General features: G+C 53.8%; 13 protein-coding genes. 10 read left to right on the top strand and 3 right to left on the bottom strand.

Annotation, left to right across the window (positions count from 1 at the left end; all coding sequences use genetic code 11):
- Positions 1–217: 217 nt before the first annotated feature.
- Positions 218–2,731, bottom strand: a complete 2,514-nt coding sequence (locus ACYVI1_RS19590; protein WP_460912438.1) for a glutaminase family protein — start codon at positions 2,729–2,731, stop codon at positions 218–220.
- Between the two features lie 292 nt (positions 2,732–3,023).
- Here ACYVI1_RS19590 and ACYVI1_RS19585 point away from each other — a divergent pair, with 292 nt between their 5' ends.
- The 6 genes from ACYVI1_RS19585 to ACYVI1_RS19560 are packed head-to-tail and all read left to right on the top strand — an operon-like array spanning position 3,024 to position 10,879.
- Positions 3,024–3,941, top strand: coding sequence for an RraA family protein (locus ACYVI1_RS19585; protein ID WP_460912685.1), 918 nt, complete (start codon positions 3,024–3,026; stop codon positions 3,939–3,941).
- A 26-nt stretch (positions 3,942–3,967) separates the two neighbouring features.
- Entirely contained in the window at positions 3,968–5,251 is a 1,284-nt protein-coding gene (locus ACYVI1_RS19580; protein ID WP_460912436.1) for a mandelate racemase/muconate lactonizing enzyme family protein, read from the top strand.
- 47 nt (positions 5,252–5,298) lie between these two features.
- Complete coding sequence (locus tag ACYVI1_RS19575; RefSeq protein WP_460912435.1) at positions 5,299–6,651, top strand: MFS transporter; 1,353 nt, start codon at positions 5,299–5,301, stop codon at positions 6,649–6,651.
- Positions 6,652–6,675: 24 nt separating this feature from the next.
- On the top strand, positions 6,676–7,899 hold the full coding sequence (uxuA, locus tag ACYVI1_RS19570) for a mannonate dehydratase (protein ID WP_460912434.1): 1,224 nt from the start codon (positions 6,676–6,678) through the stop codon (positions 7,897–7,899).
- A complete protein-coding gene (locus tag ACYVI1_RS19565) occupies positions 7,896–10,070 on the top strand; it encodes an alpha-glucuronidase family glycosyl hydrolase (protein ID WP_460912433.1) in 2,175 nt (724 codons plus the stop codon). The genes uxuA and ACYVI1_RS19565 overlap by 4 nt, the downstream gene beginning before the upstream one ends.
- Positions 10,070–10,879, top strand: coding sequence for an SDR family NAD(P)-dependent oxidoreductase (locus ACYVI1_RS19560; protein ID WP_460912432.1), 810 nt, complete (start codon positions 10,070–10,072; stop codon positions 10,877–10,879). Before ACYVI1_RS19565 ends, ACYVI1_RS19560 begins: the two co-directional genes overlap by 1 nt.
- Before the next feature lie 83 nt (positions 10,880–10,962).
- On the opposite strand, the gene ACYVI1_RS19555 is transcribed toward ACYVI1_RS19560, so the two are convergent.
- Positions 10,963–11,418, bottom strand: a complete 456-nt coding sequence (locus ACYVI1_RS19555; protein ID WP_460912431.1) for a DUF2147 domain-containing protein — start codon at positions 11,416–11,418, stop codon at positions 10,963–10,965.
- Between the two features lie 236 nt (positions 11,419–11,654).
- Between ACYVI1_RS19555 and ACYVI1_RS19550 the strand changes: the two genes are divergently transcribed.
- Positions 11,655–12,152, top strand: coding sequence for a DinB family protein (locus tag ACYVI1_RS19550; RefSeq protein ID WP_460912430.1), 498 nt, complete (start codon positions 11,655–11,657; stop codon positions 12,150–12,152).
- Positions 12,153–12,306: 154 nt separating this feature from the next.
- Positions 12,307–13,833, top strand: a complete 1,527-nt coding sequence (locus ACYVI1_RS19545; protein WP_460912429.1) for a TolB family protein — start codon at positions 12,307–12,309, stop codon at positions 13,831–13,833.
- 88 nt (positions 13,834–13,921) lie between these two features.
- Here ACYVI1_RS19545 and ACYVI1_RS19540 read toward each other — a convergent pair whose 3' ends face one another.
- Positions 13,922–14,374, bottom strand: coding sequence for a hypothetical protein (locus tag ACYVI1_RS19540; RefSeq protein WP_460912428.1), 453 nt, complete (start codon positions 14,372–14,374; stop codon positions 13,922–13,924).
- 71 nt (positions 14,375–14,445) lie between these two features.
- Between ACYVI1_RS19540 and ACYVI1_RS19535 the strand changes: the two genes are divergently transcribed.
- Positions 14,446–14,742 (top strand): SCP2 sterol-binding domain-containing protein, encoded by a 297-nt coding sequence (locus ACYVI1_RS19535; RefSeq protein WP_460912427.1) that lies wholly within the window; start codon positions 14,446–14,448, stop codon positions 14,740–14,742.
- An 87-nt stretch (positions 14,743–14,829) separates the two neighbouring features.
- On the top strand, positions 14,830–16,290 hold the full coding sequence (locus tag ACYVI1_RS19530) for a Gfo/Idh/MocA family protein (protein WP_460912426.1): 1,461 nt from the start codon (positions 14,830–14,832) through the stop codon (positions 16,288–16,290).
- The last annotated feature ends 38 nt before the right edge of the window (positions 16,291–16,328 follow it).

Here is a 16,328-nt window from a genome sequence, read left to right as displayed (position 1 = left end):
GGTTGTCTGACAATTTTTGTGGTCGGGTGCATCCTCGGCCTGTGTCCTCACAGAACGCTTTTACGTAATGCCCATTAAAGCGTTCTGTGAGGACACAGGCCGAGGATGCACCCGACCACAAAAATTGTCAGAGTACTGTTTTTTTTTGTTATTCCGACGCAGCGGGCCGCCCCGCTGCGTCGGAATAACAAAGCTACATCTACAAATTAGGTCCTAATCACTTCCGTTTCGTTAGTTTACCTTCGAGCATTTTGATGTAATACCCGCCCACCACCGACCGGGCCTGAAAGCCAACCTGTTTGGCATTGGTGGTTACATGCCAGTCGGTGAGGGGTACGCGCGAAGGTGTTTCATTGGCAAATTTCCAGACGGGTTTTATGAAGGCTTCAAAATCGTTGTTGGAGCGAGCCAGGGTGGCTGTCCAGATAATCCAGTCCGATTTGGTGTAGGTCTTACGACTGTCTAAGGGCAGGCCATACGGTTGCTGTTTGGTTAGGTAATAAGCGATTTCATGTTGAGTTATCTCTTTCGGAAACAGATTGAAACCCAGTAGCTTATCCCACACTAAGTTGTATTTCTGACTCCAGGTATCCGACGGGTTCTCGAAGGTCAGGTCGTAGTGTGTTTTAGCCGACGCTGTTTTGTCGAGGGCGAGTTGCTGCCATTTGTCAGCCATATCTTTTGCCGTTTTCAGATAGGTTTCAGCCGTTGCTTTGTCGCCTAAACGGGCCGCCAACTGCCCATAGGCCGCAATCCCCAATATGGCTTTTACTGAAAGGTTGGCGTTGCGGGCAATGTGGCCGGCGAAGTCGTCGGTGCAGAGTTGATTGGCCGGGTCGAAGCCATCTTTTTTAAGGTATTCGACCCAGGTTGTCAGGGCTTTCCAGTGCTCTTTGGCGTAGTCGGCGTTGCCCTCGGCTCCGGCGATGGCGGCTGTCAACAGCAGCATATTGCCGCTTTCTTCGACCGGCATGTCCTCTCCATACGTCTGCCCGTTGGCCTGCGGATAGGTACCCACATCGTGGGCCGCAAAGGGTTTGGTCCATCTCCCGCTTTCTGAATATTGGAAAATCGGCTCCATCATCCCTTTCAGCAGCGTTGGATTATACAGCAGAAACAGCGGGGCCGACGGGTACGTTATATCGACCGTGCCGATGGAGCCATTCGAGAAGTTTTCTTTGGAGAAAAAAAGCACTTCCTTTTTTGGACCAGCCACAATTTTGTGGGCAGCAATAGCCTGCCGGTAGGCCAGAACGCATAAATCGGCGTAGTCTTTACCACCGGCTTTCCGGGCATCGGCGCGGAGTTGAGCATCAAAGGCCGTGCACTTCTGCCGGAGCCGGGCATAATCTTTTTCGGCGGTTTGCAACAGCGTGGGCATCGTTAATTTGCCGTCCCGATTCCACCACGGACGTAGGTTCTGCTTGAAATACTGCACCGAATACAGGTCGTCGTAGGCCAGCAAAAGATGTTTGGCGGTCGATTGTTTAGTTACTTTATCGAAGTTCAATACAGTAGCCAGGGCCACATCAACAGCCGCGCGGGGAGCCGCTTTCGTTGCGGCAGCCGGTAGTTTTCCCGTCGTCAGAAATGCCCGTTTCAGGCCATCGGCCATGCCTGCTGTTGTTTGGTTTCCAGCCTGTTGTGGAACGGCTAAGTAAGCGTAGCCCCAGTCAATCCGCACATTGTCACCTTTTCGGGCCAGTAAAGCCTGCGCCTGTGTGCCAACCGATTGATAGGTTAATCCATTAGCTTGTCCGGCTTTGGTGATGACCTCCTGCCCAATGGTGTTGGTTGCTATGGTGCCGGATTCGCTGAAAAAGACCTGCACCGAATGCGGCTGACCATCCTTTGCCTGAACCTCGAAGGTGACGTAAGTGATAGGCCGGGCGGCAACCTCCAGCTCATCCAGCAACAGGGGCGACAGGAAATTGACGGTCAGATTCGCCGGGCCAGCCGTGAAGGCGTACTGGGTTTGCGTGGCCGACACCGTTACATCCGTTTGGGTGGCGGTTGCCAAAGCCGTTGAGGTAATTGGTTTCACAATGCCGACATCAATAAACGACCCCCCGCGCGGACTCACGCAATGCACCGCCAGAACGTTTTTACCTTTCTGCAAGGCTTTCTGCCCTTCTGCCGAGAGTGGTAAATACACGTACTCACTGATGTAATCGGGTTTGTCTAAAATTTTGGTGCCATTGAGGTAAATGACCACATCATCGTCATGGTTGAGCGATAGCAGCAGGTTGGCCGGGTCGGCCTTGCCATCGTAGGTGAACTCCCGCCGAATATAAATTCCGTCTTTCTCGCTGTTTGTCCATTTTGTGCGGGCATCGGGCGTATCGCCGAACGGCCCTAAGCCTGACTTCCAGTCGCCTGCGTTAAAATCGGGCTTTTCCCAGCCCGCATCGGGTTTTTTGGTCGTGTACTGTGCGATGTACGAATTCGATTCGCCGGTGGGCAGAATGGCTTCGTAGGTAGTGGGCACGGCCCCCATAAACTGATAGACTTTCCCATCCACCCGTATAAGCCCTTCCAGCGATTGTGGCTTGCCCGTCCAGTGGCGCGTGGGTGAGTCAGTTAGCTTATCGGTGGTGCTCCAGACGCTGAAATACGGGTCGTGGGTAATGAGCGGGTAAGCGGGTGGGCGCAGGGTTTGGGCGTATATCGGGCCAACGATCAGGAGGGAAAGCAGGGTAAACAAAATGGAACGCATCGTAAGTTTCTGCATCGACAAGGTTGGTTTGGGTATTGGTGAAAAGGCTTATTACCTAAACAAAAGAATAAACAAGCTTTACTTATCCTTTCCCTCACCCCCAACTCCTCTCCCAGAGGGCGATGGGCTAAAAAAGTGGATGGAAAAGCCCATCGCCCTCTGGGAGAGGAGTTGGGGGTGAGGGTGAACAACCTAATCTGCCCGTCAATGGGTAGAATGCCCACCGGTAATTCTTATTCGACATACCTTCTCTAAACCCATTTAACTGCCGCATATACACATGAAACGAGGACTCTTATGGCTGGTGATGCTGGCATTGATTGGCCGGGTAACGGCATCGGTTGCCCAGCAGATTTCGAAAGAAGAGCTGATTTTTCTGACTCCAGACTGGAAAGGCGAACGCTTTGCCGATGGTCGCCCCAAAGTGCCGGATGCCATTCTGAAACGCATGAAATTAGTGACCCAGGAAGAAGCCTGGGCCGTGCTGAAGAACGAAAATTATAAATACCAGTTCACCGGCGACTGGCAAACCATCAACCCCGACAGTGTGCTGGTGGGCCGGGCGTTAACGGCCACATTCATGCCCGGCCGGCCCGATGTGCATCGGGTGACGGACGAAAAAGGACATACCAAAGATGGGCGGATAAAGTCGCAGAATGCCTGGCCAATTGACCTCCTCGTGAAAGGCGATGTGTATGTGGTTGACCAGTTCGGCATGCACGAAGATGGGCCAACGATTGGCGACAACCTCGGCAACTCCATCTATGCGAAAACGGGCAATGGCATTGTCTACGAAGGCGCCGTTCGGGATGTGGCCGGCCTGAAAGAAATTGGTGGGTTTACGTCGTATTTCCGAAGTTATCACCCCTCGCACCACAACCCGGAAGGCAATCTGAACACCACGCTGGTGGGAATCAACCGCCCAACGCGCATTGGCAAAGTGATGGTGATGCCGGGCGACGTGGTGCTGGGCCGCGATGGGGGCGTGTGTTTCATTCCACCCCACCTGGCCGAAAAAGTGGTGAAAACGTCGGAGATTATCCGCTTGCGGGACATGTTCAGCCATTTGCGCCTGCGCGAACAGAAATACACGGCCGGGCAAATTGATACGCGCTGGTCGGACGAAATTGAGAAGGATTTTTCGCAATGGCTCAACGCGCACGTTAGCGAACTTCCGGTCCCGAAAGAGCAGATTCAGGATTTTTTAAAGACGCGGACATGGTAGCTAAAACGTATTAAAATCCCTCCCTTATGACAACCACGACCTCCCGCCGTTCCTTTCTAACCAAAAGCGCATTAGCCAGTGTCTTCAGTGCCACTGCCCTGTCCAGTTTTGGCTCAGGACTGGAAACGGCCGTCGACCGCGCTCCCCTTTCTTCGGCCCCGTCGGATTTGAAAATTACCGACATCAAATGTGGCTTCACCCGTGGCGGCCACAGCTTGTTCGTAAAGGTCCATACGAATCAGGGCATCTGGGGTTGTGGCGAAGGCGTTGATGCCACGCCCGGAACGTATCATTTGGTGAAGCTAATGGCCGAGCGCATTAAAGGCAAAAGCCCGCTCAATGTCAATCGGTTATTTGAAGATGTCCGGCGAGCGGGCTTTTTTGAGGGCGCACAGGCGGGCATGTACGTCGCCGTCTTGTCGGCGGTTGAAGCGGCCCTGTGGGATTTAGTTGGAAAAGCCCTCGGACTACCTGTTTATCAATTGCTTGGCGGGAAATTTCGGGACAAAATCCGGGTGTACTGCGACACGGGTGCCTACCGCGAAACAGACACCAGCCCCGATGCCTTCGGAAAAAGCGCTAAGAAGGCGGTCGATATGGGCTTCAACGCGGTGAAATATGACATCGACGAACGCAACGACCCCAACAAATACGATGCCTACAACTGGACGGCCAGCCCCGCCGAACTGGAGCGGATGTATAACCAGATTGCCGGTGTCCGCAAGGCGGTTGGCCCAAAAGTCGACATCTGCGTGGACATGCACGGGCGCTACGATTTGCCCACGGGCCGCAAGGTGGCCAAACTGATGGAGCCGCTCAACCTCCTGTTTCTGGAAGAACCCATCCCGGCCGAAAACCCCGAAGCTTACAGGCAAATCCGCGAAGCTTCCAACACGCCCATCTGTGCGGGTGAGAACCATTACCTGGCCCATGGGTTCCGAAAACTCCTCGAAATCGGAGCCGTTGACATCATCATGCCCGACTTGCAGAAGGCAGGCGGCTTAGGTGAAGCGCAGCGCATTGCCAACTTAGCTAATTTGTACTACGTGCCCTTTGCCCCCCATATGGTGGCTTCGTATCTGGGCGCAATGGCATCGAGCCACGTGTGCGCGTCGGTGCCGAACTTCCTGATTCTGGAATGGCAAATCTACTTCCACGAAGAACCGATGTTTAAAGAGATCGTCACGTTCGATGGGCCAATGGTGGAAAAAGGATTTATTCCGCTGTCTAACAAACCGGGTATCGGGGTGGAAATCAATGAAGAGGGGATGCGGAAATACGCTCCCAAAGACGTGCCGTTTTTTGTTTGAGTAAACCGTCCACGACCATCACCAACATGCTTATACGCTAATTCTTTATGACTGGAAATCAGAATCTTCCGCCCACTGGCAGCGTCCTGACGACGGCCCTGGATATGACAAAACAGACCAACTACCGCTGGGTAATCGTGGGCCTGCTTTTCTTTGCCACCACCATCAACTACCTCGACCGGCAGGTCATCAGCCTGTTGAAGCCGATTCTGGAAAAAGAATTCAACTGGAGCGAATCCGACTACGGCAACATCGTGACGGTGTTCACTTTTTTCTACGGCACCAGCACGTTGCTGGCTGGCTATGTCATTGACCGGATTGGTACGAAACGAGGCTATATCTGGGCCATCATCGTCTGGAGCTTTGCAGCAATGGGTCATGCGCTGGCAGGCGGCACTTTTGGCTTCATGGTTGCCCGTGCGTTTCTGGGCATTGGCGAAGCCGGTAACTTTCCTGCATCCATCAAAACGGTGGCCGAATGGTTTCCGCAGAAAGAGCGGGCGCTGGCGGTCGGCATTTTTAACTCCGGGGCCAACATCGGTGCGGTGGCAGCTCCGGCAGTGGTGCCCTGGATAGCGGTCGTGGCAGGCTGGCAAATGGCATTCATCGTGACGGGCGCGCTGGGATTTATCTGGATTGCGGCCTGGTGGTTCTACTACGAAGTTCCGGCCCGGCATAAGCGGGTTAGCGCATCCGAACTGGCCTACATTACCGCCGAACCCATCGTGGCAGGCGATGCCGCTTCGACCAATCTGATTGACGATACGACCGCAAAAAACTACTCGATTTTCTCGAACCGGGCCATTTGGGGGTTCATGAGTGGTAAATTCATGACCGACCCCATCTGGTGGTTTTTTCTGTTCTGGCTGCCTTCTTACCTGTCGAACATCTACCACCTCGACCTGAAAAAACTCGGCCTGCCCCTGATTGTCATTTATTCAGCCGCAACCATTGGCAGCGTGGGTGGAGGCTGGCTGTCGTCCATGCTCATCCGCAAGGGCTGGCACCCAACCCGGGCGCGGCAGTGGGCCATGGCGTTGTTTGCACTCTGCGTGGTGCCGGTTATGGCCATCAGTCAGTTAAACGGAATTTGGCCGGTTATCGGCGTTTTGTCGCTGGCGGTGGCGGCTCACCAGGCGTGGTCGGCGAATATTTTCACCGTAGCCGCCGACCAGTTTCCCAAGCAGGTGCTGAGCCGGGTGGTTGGTTTGGGCACTATGGCCGGAACGCTGGGCGGGGCTATTTTCCCGCTCATCGTCGGGCGTATTCTGGATCATTACAAACTGCTGAATCAACTGTCGGAAGGGTATTACATCATTTTTTACATCGCCGGTCTGGCCTATTTAGTGGCCTGGACGATGCTATACATTTTTGTTTTTCGCCGGGTACGAACGGCCTGACGAACGCATTTAGAAACTGCACAAATGAGCATGTTGCAAACCATGCGCTGGTTTGGCGAAAATGACCCGGTTTCGTTGATGGACATTCGGCAGGCTGGCTGCACGGGCGTGGTAACGGCCCTGCACCAGATTCCAGTAGGTGACCTGTGGCCGGTCGACGCTATCAACGAGCGAAACCGAATCATAATAGCCCAAAATGACCGGTATTCGCCCCTGCACTGGGCGGTGGTCGAGAGCCTGCCCGTTCATGAGGACATCAAGAAAGGCCGCCCAACCCGCGCCGGATACATCGAAAACTACCAGCAGTCGATTCGTAACCTGGCGGCTTGTGGCGTTCGAACCATTTGTTACAATTTTATGCCCGTGCTCGACTGGTCGCGCACGAACCTGAGCTCCGAAATGCCCGACGGTTCGCGGGCACTTCGGTTTGTTTGGGAAGATTTTGCGGTCTTTGATTTGTGCATTCTCAAGCGCCCCGGTGCCGAAACGGACTACGAACCCGAAATCATTAAATCGGCCCGTCAGAAATTCGCGGCTATGTTGCCGGAGCAGATTACGGAATTAAGTAACACGGTTCTGCTTGGTCTGCCCGGTTCCGAAGAAGCCTTTACCCTCGATACGTTTCAGGGGTTACTCAATGAATACGCTTCGATTAATGACGCTGCCCTTCGGCAAAACCTGTATTATTTCGTTCAGCAGGTGGCTCCCGTGGCGCAGGAAGTGGGCATAAATCTGTGCATTCACCCCGACGACCCGCCGTATCCGCTGCTGGGACTTCCGCGCGTGGTGAGCACGGAGGCCGATTTGGCCCAATTAATGAATGCCTGCCACGTAACGGCCAACGGCATTACCTTCTGCACGGGTTCGCTGGGCGTTCGCCCCGATAATGATTTGCCTGGTATGATTCGGCGGTTCGGCGAACGCATTCACTTCATTCATTTACGCACAACGAAACGGGAGCAGGAGTCGCGTAATTTCCATGAAGCTGACCACCTGGCGGGCGATGTGGATATGTATGCAGTTGTGAAAGAAATCGTTCGGGAGCAGCGTCGGCGCCAGCAGGCCGGCATGGGTGAAGCATCCATTCCGATGCGCCCCGACCATGGCCATCAGATGCTCGATGATCTGCATAAAAAGCCAAACGCGGCCCGAACCTATCCCGGTTATTCGGCTATTGGCCGTTTGCGGGGCCTGGCCGAACTCCGGGGCCTGGAAATGGGCATTGAACGCTCGCTGACGGACGTATGAAAAAAATTCTGAACGGGCTTCTAATCCTATTGCTCGTAGCCAGAGCCACCCACGCCCGACTACCAGACCCGGACGATGGGTACCGACTTTGGCTGAAATATGATCTGATTAAAGACGCAGCCAAACGGGATGCGTATGCCCGTTCGGTACAATTCATAGCGGTAAACCAGCAAAGTCCTGTTCTGAAATCAGCCACCGACGAATTACAAACCGGCTTACAGGGCTTGCTGGGTAAATCCATTCCTGTTGTTACCAATGCCGGAACCCGGACCAACGGTATTGTGCTGCTGCTAAACGCCGATGCCAACACCGCAGCCAGCGAAGGCTACCAGATTTCTAACCAGGGCAACATTACCATTACGGGCAAAACCGATGCAGGCGTGTTGTATGGCGTTTTTGCGCTGCTTCGACACCTCCAGACGGGGCAATCAATCGACAAGCTTTCGTTGACCAGCCACCCTAAAATCCGCTATCGGCTGCTCAACCATTGGGACAATACAAACGGTACCATCGAACGGGGATATGCCGGCGGGTCGCTCTGGAAATGGTTTGAACTGCCCGAAACGGTTGATCCCCGCTACCGCTTCTATGCCCGTGCCAATGCGTCGGTGGGCATCAACGGAACGGTTGTCAACAACGTTAACGCCAGCGCCCGCTTTTTAACCAGCGAGTATCTGCACAAGGTGGCGGCTTTAGCGAACGTCTTCCGGGCTTATGGCATTCGGGTTTACTTATCCGTCTATTTTCCGGCACCGAAGACCATTGGCGGTCTGAAAACCGCCGACCCGCTCGACCCGGTGGTGCGGAAATGGTGGGCCGATAAAACTAAAGAAATTTACAGCATCATTCCCGATTTTGGCGGGTTTCTGGTGAAAGCCAACTCTGAAGGAGAACCCGGTCCGCAGGATTACGGGCGAACCCATGCCGACGGGGCCAACATGCTGGCCGAAGCCTTAGCGCCCTTTGATGGCGTGGTCATGTGGCGGGCCTTTGTCTACAAAGCTGCCGGAACGCCGGACCGCCCCAAAGCTGACCGGTTTAAAGCCGCTCATGAAGAATTTACGCCCCTGGATGGCCAGTTTACTAAGAAGGTGATTGTGCAGGTGAAGAACGGCCCGATTGATTTTCAGCCGCGTGAACCCTTTTCGCCCCTGTTCGGCGCGATGCCCAAAACACCCCTGTCGATGGAGTTTCAGCTAACGCAGGAGTACATGGGTTTTGCCACCCATTTGGTGTATGAAGCCCCGTTGTTTAAAGAATGTTTAGCGTCGAATACCTACGTTAAAGGAAAAAAGGCACCATCCGGTGGGGCACCATCCGGTGGGGCATCATCCGGTGAGTCATCCGTAGCGAACGTGATTGATGGCAGTTTGCACGGCTACCCGCTGACGGCCATTGCGGGCGTGGCCAATACTGGTTCTGACCGTAACTGGACGGGCCACCCGATGGCGCAGGCCAACTGGTATGCCTTCGGGCGACTGGCATGGGACCACACACTATCGGCGGAGGGCATTGCGAATGAGTGGGTAAACATGACGCTTACCACTGAGCCGAAAGCCGTAAAAACGATAACCGGGCTGATGCTGCGGTCGCGGGAGATTTATGTGAATTACAATACTCCACTTGGCCTGTCGCGTCCCTGGTCGGGCGTCCATTTTGCCCCCGAACCCTGGTTAGAAAAAAGTTCGCGTCCCGACTGGACCGCCATTTATTATCACCGGGCCGATTCTGCAGGGCTGGGCTTCGACCGGACGGCTACAGGCAGCAATGCATTAGCGCAGTATCAGCCCGAAGTTCAGCAAAAGTGGCGTAACCCCGAAACCTGCCCGCTGCCGTATCTGCTCTGGTTTCACCACGTTCCCTGGACGAAAAAACTGAGCACGGGGCGAATCCTTTGGGATGAACTCTGCACCCGCTTCTACACCGGCGCCGATTCGGTTGGCTGGATGCAGCAGCAATGGGCACAGGTTAAACCTTCCGTTGACCCAACTCTTTTTGCCGACGTGGCCGGACGGCTGGCAACGCAGCATAAAGAGGCCATCTGGTGGCGCGATGCCTGGGTGCTGTATCTCCAGCCCTACGCCCGGCAACCCATTCCGGCCCCATTCAAAAAACCAGAACGCACGTTAGACGAAGTAAAACGCCTGGTAGACATCTACCAGTTACGCTAATGAATCAGTTAGAAAATAGTGCCCGTGAGCCATTCGCTACCAGTCAGACCAATACGTCTGTTTTCTCCCTCGAAGGCAAACTTGCCCTGATTACGGGCGGGGGCAGCGGCATTGGTTTGGATATTGCCCGGTGCATGGTGGAAGCCGGGGGGCGCGTTGTCATCACGGGCCGGCGGGAAGAGCCGCTCCGCGAAGCCATTACTTTATTGGGCGAACGGGCACAGTACCGGGTCAACGACGTAACCGCCCGTGAGTCGCTGGATGGCCTGGTCGAGGACATCGAAGCCACGCACGGCCCAATTGATTGTTTGCTTAACAATGCCGGAATTAACATGAAAAAACCGGCGCTGGACGTTACAGACGAAGAGTTTGACCGGATTGTTTACACCAACTTAAACTCAGTGTTCAGCCTGACCCGCGTGTGTGCCCGGCGGATGATGGCCCGTAAGCGTGGTTCCATCATCATGATCTCGTCAATGGCTGCATATTATGGCATTGACCGGGTGGTGGCTTATGCCGCTTCCAAGTCGGCGGTGGAGGGCATGGTGAAAGTGCTGGCGTCGGAGTTTTCAGGGAATGGCGTCCGGGTGAATGCCATTGCGCCGGGTTTCATCGAAACAGCCATGAGCAAAACGGCAATGGGTGGCGACCCCGACCGCTTCGCCCGCGCCATGCGTCGAACGCCAATGGGTTACTTTGGTAAACCCGCCGATATTGGCTGGGCTGCTGTTTTTCTGGCCTCCGAAGCCGCCCGCTACATCACGGGCGTCTCGTTGCCGGTCGATGGGGGCAATTCGATTGGGTTTTAATAGAGACGATTGAGTGGGGTCGGTATTCCGTATCCCATATCTTGAAGATATGGGATACGGAATACCGACCCCACTCAATCGTCCTACCGCACGCGCGTCCAGGTTCGGGTTTTGCCTAGGAAACTAATGCCCATGACATAGCCACGCAGGTCAATCGCATTGGCATCTTTCAGCGTTATCTCGCAGCTATAGGTCTTGCCATCTTCGGGGTTATAAATTTCACCGTCGCCCCAAACGTTGTTGCCTTTGTAGGTTAAGCCCGTCAGCAGCACTACGTTCATCATGGGGCGATCCCGCAGGTTTTCGTCGGGGTTTTCGCGGTCAACTTTGGGTTTTTTGGTGACCGGGTCATTTGGCTCCAGCATCCAGACTAACTTCCCGTAATACTTGTTGCCCTGTTTATAAATCTGAACCTGATTCCGCTTTTTCGCACTAAGCCATCGGCCCAGAACAGCGTCGGGATCGTCGGCACTGGCCCCTATGGATGTGAGTGAAAAGCAAACAACTAAAAGAAGTGTGGTCAGACGAGACGCGTTCATAAGTGAGTATCTAAACTGTGGTTAATGGTTTGTGTTGTATAAACAAATAGCAGGGCTGTTTGTCAGGTTAAGGCTAAAAATCATGGCTTCGGTCAGGTACTCGCTGGCCACGATTTGCTTCAGGCTGGCCATGACTCAGGCAGATGACGGTATAGCTGACAGGTAACCATACCCTGCTGACATAGGGCTGTCACCACCCGGCGATACCTTTGTTTCATCACCAAGCAAAGGTTACGATGGAACTAATCCCCCTGTTTTTAACGGAATTGGAGCGTGAATCAGCTACCACCCGGAAGATGCTGAGCCGCGTGCCGGATGATACGTATGACTGGCAACCCCACGAAAAAAGCATGACCGTTCGGCGGCTGGCCGTGCATATTGCCGATTTACCCAACTGGGTAAGCATGGCTCTGACAACGAATGAGCTGGATTTCGCTGCGAATCCATATCGGGAGGAAGTGATTACGAACACGGCCGATTTGATGCATTTTTTTGACAAAAGTTTAATCAATGGCAAATCCCAATTAGTCCCCGCCAATGAAGCAATCCTGACTAAAGCCTGGACACTCCGCAACGGCGGGGAGATATACAGTACCTCGCCGAAGCACGAAGTTATTCGGATGACGCTTTGCCAGATTGTCCATCACCGGGCGCAATTGGGTGTTTACCTGCGTCTGCTCAACATTCCGATACCGGGCAGTTACGGGCCAAGTGCCGATGAACCGGATTTTTAGCCGGTGATTCAGTAAAAAAGGCCAACCGCAGGGTTGGCCTTTTTACTGAATCATTGAATGGGTTGTATAAGTCAATGAAGTAAACTTTATTCGCTCCCCTCTTTTGCAAACAGACTTGCCCAATAATGTTGACCGACCTTTAACAAACGAGCGAATGAACTTCTTACTAAACCTTTTTCTGCTGATTCTATTAAGTCAGGCGGCCTTTTCGCAGCAAAAACCAGTTGGCGTTTTTGATGGTCAAACGGATGTTGGGCCGGTGCTGCATCCGGGTATGAGTGCCTACAAAGCCGCTACCCAGACCTATGAACTAAGCGGGTCGGGCACGAACATTTGGGGCACTCAGGATGAATTTCAATTCCTGTGGAAGCGGATTAAAGGCGATTTCATTGTTTATGTGCGTGGTAATTTGGTGGGGAAGGGTGTAGACCCACACCGGAAAATTGGCTGGATGGCCCGCGCCGGTGCAGACCCGAAAGCACCGCACATGAGTGCCGCTGTACATGGCGATGGCCTGACTTCCTTACAGTTTCGGCGAACGGCGGGGGGTGAAACCGAAGAAAAACGCGCCACCCTGACTCATGCCGATGTTATTCAGTTAGAACGGCGTGGCAACACCTACACCATGCGGGTAGCCAAATTTGGGGAACCCTTCCAAACGCAGGAAGTGACTGACATCATCTTAGGCGAGGAATTGTATGTAGGGCTGTTCATCAGCGCCCACAATAAGGATGTTGTGGAGAAGGTCGTTTATGAGGATGTGCGGATTTCGGTGCCGGTCAGTCCTGATGAAAAACCGGGCCGGATGAACTTGGCCAGCCGCTTAGAGTTGCTGGACGTGGCTACCGGCAAGCGCAACGTGATTCATACGGCTCCCAACTCCATTCAGGCTCCCAACTGGACAAATGATGGCAAAACGCTGATTTACAACGGTGGTGGCCTGATTCATACCTTTGATTTAGCCACCCGCGCCCAAAAAGTGCTGAACACAGGTGATGTAAAAAATAACAACAATGACCACGTACTTTCCTTCGATGGCAAGATGCTGGGCCTGAGCAGTGGCGTAACCGACCTGGGTGGGTCAATCATCTACACCGTTCCCGTTGGTGGAGGAGTTCCTAAACAGATTACGCCCAAAGGTCCATCGTATTTGCATGGCTGGTCGCCGGATGGTAAAGATTTGGTTTTCTGCGGGTCACGCAACAACGAATACGATGTCTATAAAGTACCCGCTGCGGGTGGCCCCGAAGTTCGGCTGACGGATACCAAAGGACTCGACGACGGCCCTGAATACTCCCCCGATGGTAAGTATATTTATTTTAACTCCAACCGTACCGGCACCATGCAAATCTGGCGAATGAAACCCGACGGCAGCCAGCAGGAAGCCGTTACCGACGGGGAGTTTCACGACTGGTTCGCCCATATTTCGCCCGATGGAAAATCGATGGTGTTTCTGTCGTTCCTGAAAGACGAAGTAACGCCGGGCGACCACCCGCCCTACAAACACGTTTACCTCCGAATGATGCCTGTTTCGGGCGGGAAGCCCAAGGTGATTGCCTACATCTACGGTGGTCAGGGCACCATCAACACGCCGTCCTGGTCGCCCGATGGAAAGCACGTTGCGTTTGTCAGCAATACGGATGTGAGCGTAGTCAGCCCGGCTGACGTGGCGGTGAAATAGGTTTAATACTAACCCTCAACCCCCTGAAGGGAGCTATAGCCGGTCTTAGAGATAGCTAAAGCCCCTTCAGGGGGTTGGGGATTATTTCTCACCGCATCTCCTTCAGTGTCAGCCAGTAAAGTCCGGCAAACAGTAAACTGAAGAAAGCGCCGAATGAGGTGTTCAATGCACCAAAACCTGCCAGGATTATGGGCAGTATAAGGCCGGCGGCTGCGCCTACGACATAAACCCAGTACCCAATTCGGCGCAGATGGAACATCAGCACAGCCCCGGCGAGGGTCAGCAGCGAATAAATAAACTGCGCCACCGCCAGCGATTTGATCACGTCGGGGTCGCCGGGCAGGGGAGCATCGCCCGATGAACGATCTTCAAAATATTGCTTCGGCTCGTTTTTTTGTTCTTCGGGCGTAAGTTTGCGCCCGACATAAGGCGTTTCGGAGGCAGCATTGGTCTGCACGAACGAGACAACCGCATCGGCCAGCCCCAGGGCACAGCTAAGAAACGTCAGGATGCAAAGAACCGTTAAAAATTGAGAACGCATACGTAATCCTATCAATGAATAAACCTTATTATCGTATCGGTGTTTCTTAGCCGTACTAAAACCCAAAGCAGATGACCCTTCAGGAATTGACCGACCAAATAAGAACCAAAGTTACACATGCCGACAACATTAACGCTACGGCTAAAATCGTGACCGATCAGGGCGTTGTGTTTATCGACGCGACCCAGTCGCCCGCTGTAGTTTCGAATGAAGATAAACCGGCGGACTGCGACTTGCAGGTAAGCGTCGGTAACCTTGTAAAAATGGGCACTGGCGACCTCAACCCAATGATGGCCGTGATGACGGGTAAACTCAAAATAAAAGGCGATATGAGCATCGCCATGAAAATGGGACAGGTGATGGGGTGAAATTAAAGGTGAACGAGCGAAAGAGTGAATAGATGGAAGACGTAACTTTAGGCGTTTACGAATATTCACTCATTCGCTCATTCAAAAATGACTCATTCTCCTAAACCCTCCCGTCGTAAATTTTTGAAACGCAGCGCAATTGCTGCGGCTGCAGTATCCACTGTGGACTTCCTCATTGTGCCGCGCCATGTGCTGGGCGGAAAAGCGGCCAATGGCACGCGGATTATTGCCCCGTCTGACAAACTCAACATGGCGGCTGTGGGCTGTGGCGGCAAGGCTGATGTTAATATCCGGCTGGCCTACAATAGCGGCTCCGACAACATGGTGGCCTTGTGCGATGTGGATGACCGGCAGGCGAAGAAATACCGCGCTCAATTTCCCAGCGCGCCTTATTTTCAGGATTACCGCGAACTGCTCGACAAAGCGGGTAAAACGTTCGATGCGGTGATTGTGAGCACACCCGACCACATGCACGCGCCCATTGCCATGGCGGCCATGCAACTCGGCAAACATGTTTACGTCGAAAAACCGCTCACCCACGACATCTACGAAGCCCGCATGTTGACCGAAGCGGCTCGTAAATACAAAGTCGTGACCCAGATGGGGAATCAGGGAAGTTCGGGTGATGCCACGCGCATCATCGAAACAGCCATTCAGGAAAAACTGATTGGCCATGTTCATACGGTGTACTGCTGGACCAACCGCCCGGTATGGCCGCAGGGCGTTCGGTCGCCCAAAGATAAGGGCGAGTCGCAGCCCATACCGGCAGAGGTGAACTGGCCACTTTGGTTGGGTACGGCCCCCGCCCGCGACTATCACGAAGCCTACATGCCAACCCGCTGGCGGGGGTACTGGGATTTTGGCACGGGGGCACTTGGCGACATGGGCTGCCACTTTATGGACGTGCCGTTTCGCGCCCTTAAACTCAAATACCCCACGTCGGTGGAGTGCAGCGTGGGGTCGGTCTACGCCGACTTTTTCAAAGAAGCCTTCTACGACGACGTTTGCCCCCCTTCGTCAGCCATCCATCTGACCTTCCCATCAGACGACAGGAAGGTGAAGGAAATCAAATTTTCGTGGTTCGATGGGGGCATCCGCCCCCAACTGCCCGACGGTGTCGAGTATAGCGATGTGTTCCGCGACCACAACGGGGGTATGTTGTTTATCGGCACGAAAGGCATGCTAACCGGCGGGCTGTTCGGCAACGACCCGAAACTATTGCCGGTCGATAAGTTTGCGAACAAAGCTCTGCCTGCGCCCGCAAAACCGTTTGTGGACGGAAAAACGGAAGGTCATCAGCAACAATGGGTAAAAGCCTGCAAACAGGGCTTCGGGGCCTACACCTCCTCGTCCTTCGATGAATCGGGGCCACTCACCGAAACCGTGCTGATGGGCAATCTGGCTACGCGGTCGTATCTGGCCCGCGAAGACGGTAAATTTACCGGCCGCAAAAAACTGTTCTGGGATGGCAATACCATGAAAATCATCAACTTCGATTATGCCAACCAGTTTGTGAAACGGCAGTATAACGGTGGGTATACGTTGTAATTGATGGTCCTTAGCCGATTGTGCGGTGCTCCGCCGGG

The sequence above is a fragment of the Spirosoma areae genome, assembly GCF_054781775.1.
Note: the sequence above shows the minus strand (reverse complement) of the source record. Positions and strands in the feature narration are given on the sequence as shown.